The sequence below is a fragment of the Paraburkholderia sp. BR10954 genome (assembly GCF_040965775.1).
GTDB lineage: Bacteria > Pseudomonadota > Gammaproteobacteria > Burkholderiales > Burkholderiaceae > Paraburkholderia > Paraburkholderia youngii.
In genome coordinates this window covers 1-7,288 of record NZ_JBFRCK010000093.1, presented here as the reverse complement: position 1 = coordinate 7,288, position 7,288 = coordinate 1, and the positions used below count along the sequence as shown (strand labels likewise).

Annotated in this window: 5 protein-coding genes and 3 pseudogenes; 2 read left to right on the top strand and 6 right to left on the bottom strand. The window is 59.6% G+C overall.

The annotated features are described in order from the left end of the window. Nucleotides 1-343 precede the first annotated feature (343 nt). The 5 genes and pseudogenes from AB4Y34_RS40120 to AB4Y34_RS40100 form a co-directional block, all read right to left on the bottom strand. Nucleotides 344-1,663 (bottom strand): acetyl-CoA carboxylase biotin carboxylase subunit family protein, encoded by a 1,320-nt coding sequence (locus tag AB4Y34_RS40120; protein WP_368719149.1) that lies wholly within the window; start codon nucleotides 1,661-1,663, stop codon nucleotides 344-346. A 13-nt stretch (nucleotides 1,664-1,676) separates the two neighbouring features. Further along, nucleotides 1,677-2,909, bottom strand: coding sequence for an ATP-grasp domain-containing protein (locus AB4Y34_RS40115; RefSeq protein WP_309235182.1), 1,233 nt, complete (start codon nucleotides 2,907-2,909; stop codon nucleotides 1,677-1,679). 10 nt (nucleotides 2,910-2,919) lie between these two features. Beyond that, nucleotides 2,920-3,615 carry an iron-containing redox enzyme family protein gene (locus AB4Y34_RS40110; protein ID WP_176369594.1) on the bottom strand — a complete coding sequence of 232 codons (696 nt, stop codon included), beginning with the start codon at nucleotides 3,613-3,615 and terminating at the stop codon, nucleotides 2,920-2,922. Between the two features lie 158 nt (nucleotides 3,616-3,773). Next, nucleotides 3,774-4,715, bottom strand: a complete 942-nt coding sequence (locus AB4Y34_RS40105; protein WP_368719148.1) for a DMT family transporter — start codon at nucleotides 4,713-4,715, stop codon at nucleotides 3,774-3,776. Nucleotides 4,716-5,033: 318 nt separating this feature from the next. After that, nucleotides 5,034-5,439 (bottom strand): annotated as a pseudogene (locus AB4Y34_RS40100) (LysR family transcriptional regulator); the annotation flags it as partial. Between the two features lie 28 nt (nucleotides 5,440-5,467). On the opposite strand from AB4Y34_RS40100, the gene AB4Y34_RS40095 reads away from it, so the two are divergent. Further along, nucleotides 5,468-5,773, top strand: a complete 306-nt coding sequence (locus AB4Y34_RS40095; protein ID WP_368719150.1) for an ATP-binding domain-containing protein — start codon at nucleotides 5,468-5,470, stop codon at nucleotides 5,771-5,773. Nucleotides 5,774-6,315: 542 nt separating this feature from the next. Then, nucleotides 6,316-6,952: pseudogene (locus tag AB4Y34_RS40090) on the top strand (IS110 family transposase); the annotation flags it as partial. Here the strand turns inward: AB4Y34_RS40090 and AB4Y34_RS40085 are convergent. Beyond that, nucleotides 6,941-7,288: pseudogene (locus AB4Y34_RS40085) on the bottom strand (transposase); the annotation flags it as partial. The pseudogenes AB4Y34_RS40090 and AB4Y34_RS40085 sit on opposite strands and share 12 nt — an antisense overlap.

The following is a 7,288-nucleotide window of genomic DNA, read 5'->3' as shown; positions in this document are numbered from 1 at the left end:
AACAGGGGTTCCTGCATCTCATCCATTCCGCGCATCGCATCCGCTGCCAAAGATCATGAACACGATATCCATAACGCCCGTCCCTCAAACCCCGTTTACACGGGACCCAAATTCAACAGCCTGCTAGTGCCGCGAGGTTTCTACCGAACCGCCCTAGCGCACCGAGCCAATCGATAGCCGGACTTGACATGCCAGCAACGAATCGTCGGTTCCGTACCTGAGTACGCCGCCTCGCTCCGAACGAGAAGTGTCCGTCAACAGCGCAGCTGATCATAACAGCAGGGAACCGCCGGCCGTGGTAAAGCGATTTCGTCGCGTTCATTCTCTCCTTCCAACGCGCGCCTCATCGCCAGCGTGATGGCGCATTTTCGGGCAACGGATAGCCATCATGCCAATGCCCGCGCGGCCAAGCGGGGCGGCTAGGGGCATCGATATCGCCGAGCTCGTACTGGAAGCGCTCCAAGGTCGCGGCGATCGCTGCATCAATCTCATCTTCCGATCGACCGCGGTAGCGAAACCGGCCGAGGATCTCGTCGTAGCCGCCCTTGCCGTCGAAGACATGATTTGCCTTCGGCGTAATGGCCGCATACAGCGGTGCGATACCGTCCGGGACGACGGCTCGCAAGAGGCGACTGCCGGTCGCCTCGGGGAGCAGCAGAAACCCTCCTAGCTCGGTGGAGCGGGCCGCTGCACCCACGCCTGCCTCGGATGCGAGCGACGTCCCGTAGTTGAGCTGCTGACGGACCCACAGGCTGAAGATGTCAATGCCGTAGAGATCGCGGAACAGGAACGGAATTTCGCCGCCGCCTACGCGCGCGCCGATCTCAAGGAAATAGAGGCCGTCGGAGCCGCGAATCACTTCGAGATGAAAGGCGCCATCCAACAGCGATAGAGCGCGGAGACTCGTTTGCGCGAACGCGAGTAGTTCGTCGTTCGACGGTCCAGGCTGCAACATTATCGACCCGAGCGGTTTGCCATTGGCGAAGTCAAGGCATGAGTTAAGGTAGCGCGACGCCCGGATCAGCAACGGCTTGCCGCTCGAGACGATACCGTCAACGTGATAGATCGGCCCTTCGATGAACTCCTCGCATTCGTACGAAGTGCCCGTAAGTCGGGGCAGGAGCGCACCGAACTGTTCCACCGAATCGACCCGGTGGACACCGATGCTTGCCGCGCCGGTTCGCGGCTTGACGATAAGCGGATGCCGCAGTCCGGCGACAGTGGTGAGCGCGTCCTCCCGATCGTTCAATTCGACGAACTGCGGCACGCGCAGACCGGCCGCACTGACGACGCGCTTCATCACCGTCTTGTCGCGAAAGCGTGCTGCGGTGGCGGGCCGGTCGCCCGGGACGTCGAAGGTTTCCCGCAGCTGTGCCGCGGCGAGCAGGTCGAATTCGGACAGCGCGATCAGTCGGTCGACACCGTTCAGCCTAGTACGGCATGCGTCAAACGCCACGCGCAGCCTGTGTATATCGTTGAAGTCCGGGAGGATCTCGATGTGCGAGATGCGCGTCGCTTCGAGAGCTTTCGCGCCTTCCGGTGTGCACAGATAGGCAACGTCGTGCGCGTCGTGATCGATGTATCGGTGATAGGCGGCAAAATCGTCGGACCAGCGATTCATTACGACACTTCGGGTACGGCGGGGGAAGGGGGTATCCGTCATCGCGACTCATCCTTCAATGGACCTTGAATGTCAACCCCATTTCGAGCGCGCATTGCGCGTCGTTCAGTCGGCGTTCGAGCGTGGGGCGATCGGGCGCTGTAAATAGCACGTGGCCGACCCGGCCACGGAAGTCGGTCGGCGGCGATACCCAGTCGCCGGTGCGCGGATAGATTTCCGCTTCTTGGAAGCCAGGCTGCGTACGCACATCGTCAAGCCCGCTGACACCAACGAACTGCCCGGCTGCCTCGGGTGCGAGAAACCGGACGCCGCTTACCCGGGTGCTCCGCCCGTGGCAGTATCCCGGGGCCGGGTCCCATTCCCCGAGATAGCTGCGGAGCATGACTTCCGGTAGCGAGATTGACTTAGCTAGCTCAACGAGCCGGTAGATCCGGTCGCCGCCGAGCCGCGCGGCGATTTCGATCAGCGTGGGACCGTCGCGCGTCATGCGCACTTCCGCATGAAACACGCCCAGCGTCAGGCCGATCTCTCTCGCCACCGTTTCGACATACGCGCTCAGCCGAGCTCGGTCGCGGTCGTCGAGCGTAGCGTCGACCACATGTCCCATCTCGACGAAGTAGGGCTCGGGCCCGAGGATCTTTTCGGTAATGGCGAGCATGCGCGGACCGAGCGGACCGACGTAGCCTTCTACGCTGTACTCAGGTCCGTCGAGATACTGTTCAAGCATCATCACTTGACCAACTTCGCGGCCCATGTCCGGAACAGATCGATGCGCAACGCTGTCGACCGTCGCCTGCAACTGCGCGAGCGAATCGACGCGGCGCACCAGTAGGCTGCCGCAACCATCGACCGGCTTCACGACGGCCGGAAATCCGACGTGCGCCGCCGCGCAGGCGACGTCGCCACGCTTTGCGATCGGCGCGAAACGCGGTACAGCGAGCCCGGCCATGCTGAGTCGCTGACGGCTACGGTATTTGTCACGTGTGAGCGCGGCCGCTTCGGGCGCTAGATGAGGTAACCCCAATTGCGCGGCCGTCTGCGCGACGACGTCGACCGCGTACTCAAAGCCGGGAACGAGCGCGTCGATGCCCCCAACAGTCCGCACTGCTGCAGCGACGTCATCAGCCGAGCCAGTGTCGACACTCGTCAGCGACGCCACGGTCCGGAGGTGCGTTGGCGGCACGATGCGGGTATCTGCGCAGAACACGTGTACTGGGTGCCCGAGCCGCTGCGCTGCAGCGATCAGCGCGGTGCCCGATGAGACAGGCTCCACTACTACAATAGCCACGATGCGCTCCTCATGCAACGACCACGTCCGACTGGCGCCCGGTTTCTGCCTTTAGTTCGTCGAAGTAATCGCCGACCAAGCCGATGAAGTTGCGAAGATGCATTTCGGCCTTGTCGATGCCACCCCATCCGTCGATCGCGCGCTGGACGGCGCCCCACATCAGATCGTCGTGGTCGTGCGATTCGTCGTATTGGATATGGCCAAGCGAACCCTTAACGGTGTGGTGCCCGAAGGCTCGACCCGCGGCTTCGGTGATCGTCTTATTGTAGCGGTCCGAATACCATTCGACGAACCAGTTCCACGCCATCGTCGGCAATGGGCCATCGCGTTCGATGCTGAGATACAGATAATTGATCAGCTTCCTGGTCGAGTGGAGCGGCTCAATGGTGTCAATCTGTTCGGCGGTGAGGCCGAATTTTTCGATGTCGCGCAGAAAGAGTCCTTCGTGGCCGTATTCCTCGGCGAGGTATTGCGCGAGGATCTGCGCGAGTTGATTGTCCTTGAAGCCGATCTTGTAGAGCGCGAATGCATCGACTTCATTGTTCAGGCGGATGCGCAGCACTGTCTCAACGAGATGCCGCCGATAGTATTCGCGGTCGATCCATTCGCCACGGTGAAACGCGGCGGTGTCGGGCGAGGCGGAAAAGAGCGCCTGCATTTCACAGTCTGCAACCAGTTCGAAACGGGCACGATCTTGGTGGGCCATTTTCAGTCTCCAGTAAAACCACATGAAGGGAAACAGCATCGCAAGCGCGACACACACAACGACGAAGCGAATCATCCGCAGTTAGTGTCTCGACAACATTCGAAGACGCGGAGGAAAATGCAGTGCGAGATGACGAGCCACCTGCCGGCAACGCCGGCCTATTCTTGGCGGCAGCAGGCTATGCTGGCGCTGATCACGAGCAACGTGCCGATGCTTTGCAAGCCTGTCATAGGCTGACCGAGGACGACAAAACCGATTGCGGCAGCAATGGCGGGTTCGATGCTCATCAGAATGCCGAACGCGGACGCCGTCATGCGCCGCAGCGCGAACATCTCGAGGACGTAGGGCAGGAGCGGCACGAGTACCGCGAGATATGCGGCGTCAATCAATTGCGCGGTGGGCAGATGGCCACTGCTTTGCGCAAGACCAAACGGCGTGGTGACCAGGGCCGCGACGATCAGCGACATTGAGAGCCCCTGCAGGCCATCGAACAGCGTGCCGACTCGCTTCATCATCACGATGTACGTTGCCCATCCGAGCGCAGCCCCAACCGGAAAGACGAGCGCGGTTAACGAGGTGGTCCACATGCTGTCCTGCCGCGCAATCAGGACGACGCCGACCATCGCCACCATGGGCCACACTAGCATCCGGAATCTGCGAATGCCGGCCGTCGCGACGATGAGGGGACCAATGAAGCTGATGGCGACTGCGAGACCAAGGGGCACGCGCTGCACGGCTTCGAAGTAGCACAGTGTCATGCCGGCCATGGCGCTACCGAGGACGAAAGCGGCGATCCAGCGCTGTCGGGAGTAGGTATGGAGCGGCGGTCGCACCACGATCGCGAGCACCAAGCCCGCGAAACAAAGACGCAGCCATGTCGTGCTGAGCGTACCGTATTGCTTTGTCACGGGTCGCGACAAAGCAGCACCAAGCTGCACGCTGCACATCGACGCGATAGCCATGGCAGCCGCGAGCACGCTGGCAACAGGTCGCGAAGACGGCTTGGAACCAGGGGCGTTAGCATCAAACGCATCGCCTTTAACTGGCTCAACCCCGGTGTCGATACGATTTGTTTGGACGACATCTAAATCTTCGCTCATACTCGGCTCCGCGGGGATGACGGGAGAATCCTAACAGCGCATATCCGCTTTGTATAAGCCGTTAATTTTTTTGAGTGCATCAATCATATTGATGATTCGCGATGGAGAAAAGTCTGTTTTTGCAGGTAAAATTACCGGCGGTAGGCTCACTCCGCGTGGAAAAGAGAGTACTGGTTCTTATCGGATGATTGTCTCGATTGCGCGCCGGACATTTCAGTCATGCGATGTGCCACAGCGTGCTTTGAGTATGGCGGGATGCTGGGCGGTCTCGCTTTGCTCTGAATTCCATCAACTTGATGGCTGGTGTCGACACGCAGCGGTTTCTGCCCATGCGCTCTGGAAGCGATCAATGCCCGGCAGAAGCCATGTCGCGACGAACGCCGGCTAACGGTCACCGTCAACACGCCCACAGCCGAGCCAGCCCCTTCTTCAGTCGCGCAAATCCCAGATTCAACCGATCGAACCCCTCGCGGATGTCAGGGAGCGCCCGAAGGGCGACGGCCGTGAGTACAAGATGCGGTCGCCCGCCGGTAGCGCGGTGGAACAGCAGTACGTCTAGGCATTCTTCGAGACTGCGAACGAATTGACCAACGTCGGTGGGCGTAACATTCAGTTCCATTGCAGCAGCCGAGAAGCCCGGGTGGCGCGCGCTCGACTCCAAGGCTCGCAGCGTGTCCGGGGGAGCCGGCCATGCACAGAAAGATTTTCTTTCAACGACAAACAAGACACCTCATTTGTGAGCGTGACGTCGACTGGCTAGGAATGTTCAAATCGGTCTGCAAAGCAAGGGCATTTCATGTTGCCGTTTCCGTTTTTATCGTTTTCAGGAACAGTCACAGAACGACTACGTTATCTCAACCGTGCACAGGGCCAAGGGCCTCGAATGGAAGCGGGTCAAGGTGGTCAATGATTTCTTGTTCAAGTACGTCGATGGTCGTCTCGTGGTAGAGGACGACGAACTGCGCCTCCTATACGTCGCCTTCACGCGCGCGCAGCATGTGCTGGATGTATCGGATCTACGCGAAGAACTCCTGCGCCTGTTTGCATCGCGCCGGTAGCCCGATCCTAACCAGCGTGTCGAGCTCGATCAGAAGTAGAAGCCACCCAAAGGAAAACGTAACGGAGGTCGCAGTGAGCAAACGGTCAAATTTGGATTCGCCGGCAGACCGGCTAAAGCGAGCGCGTGAGTCGTTCAATAGCCACATGGAAGCGACCGTAAGGCCTTTGCTTAACATCGACCAGCGCCAGCAGGATCGGTTGCGGTTTGTCGAAATAGAGAAGAGGATCGCCGATAAGAGTATTCGCCGGGACTATCAGCAAAAGGCCATCCGCTGCTTGAGGCGAATATGGAATGCGATGGGCCAAATGCCCAGCTGCGACTTGTGCCCGAGCCCGACTCGAAATTGCCACAATTCATTACTGTTTTTTCGTCTTGCGATCTCGCCAAGATATTGCGTCCATGGCTTGATGTCCAGGTTGTGTTAGATGGTATGGACGCCTCCCCCCGCAACGGGCAAGCGGAAGCTGAGTGGGAGAGAGCATCTGCAGTCAGCTGTACAGTGATGCGTCGAACCCCACAGCTCACGCAGGAGGTTTCCAAATGAAGATGCCCGTTATTGGCATGGATATCGCCAAGCACGTCTTCCAGTTGCATGCGGTCGACGTTGCTACGGGGAAGGTCGAGCGCGTGAAAATCAAGCGAGGTGAGGTAGCGGATTCTTTGCAAAGAGGGCGCGCTCACGTGTGGCGATTGAAGCCTGCGGTGGTGCTCATCACTGGGCCCGCTAACTGCAGAAGCTTAGTCATGAAGTGAGGCTCATTGCAGCGCATTCGGTGAGACCGTTCGTCCTGCGCAACAAATCCGATGCGGCCGACGCGCGGTATCTGGACTGCGGCCCAACAGCCGAAGGCGCGGTTTGTCGCCGTCAAAAGCGAAACACAGCAATCGATTCTGGCATTGCACCGGATGCGGGCACAGCTGATGAAGTTCCGGATCATGCAAACGAATGCTTTGCGCGGCATGCTGTATGAATTTGGCGAAATTCTTCCCGAAGGCTACCAGCCGTTCACGAAGGAGATCGTGCCTGCATTCGCCAGAATCTCTGAGCGTCTGCCAGCCATTCTCGTCGACAGCTTGCGTGAACAGTGGGCCCGTGTATAGGCGATCAGCGAAGATATTGCGTCGCTGGAGCGGTGCCTCTCGAACGAGCCCAGACTTAGAGCCGCTAACACAAGTCATCAACGAAGCGCGAGCAGATAACGGCAGCAGCCAAGGAAAGCAAAGCACTATGAATGTCGAGACGCCGTTCGAAACGAATGCGCAGTTCGCCGAAACCGGCAAACCATGCATGCGTGCGCTCGACCACTCAGCGATGCCGCCCGAGCCGCTCCTTGCTTTCCACGCCGCGACGGGCAATACGGGCCGTGATTCCGCGCTGCTTCAGGTAACGCCGACAGCGGGCAAAGTCATAGCCCTTGTCCGCATGCAACTTGCCCGGGGGTTTGCGGGGCTGGCCATTCAGACCCGAGACTGCCGGAATGGCATCGAGCGTGGGCTCGAATGCCATCGAGTC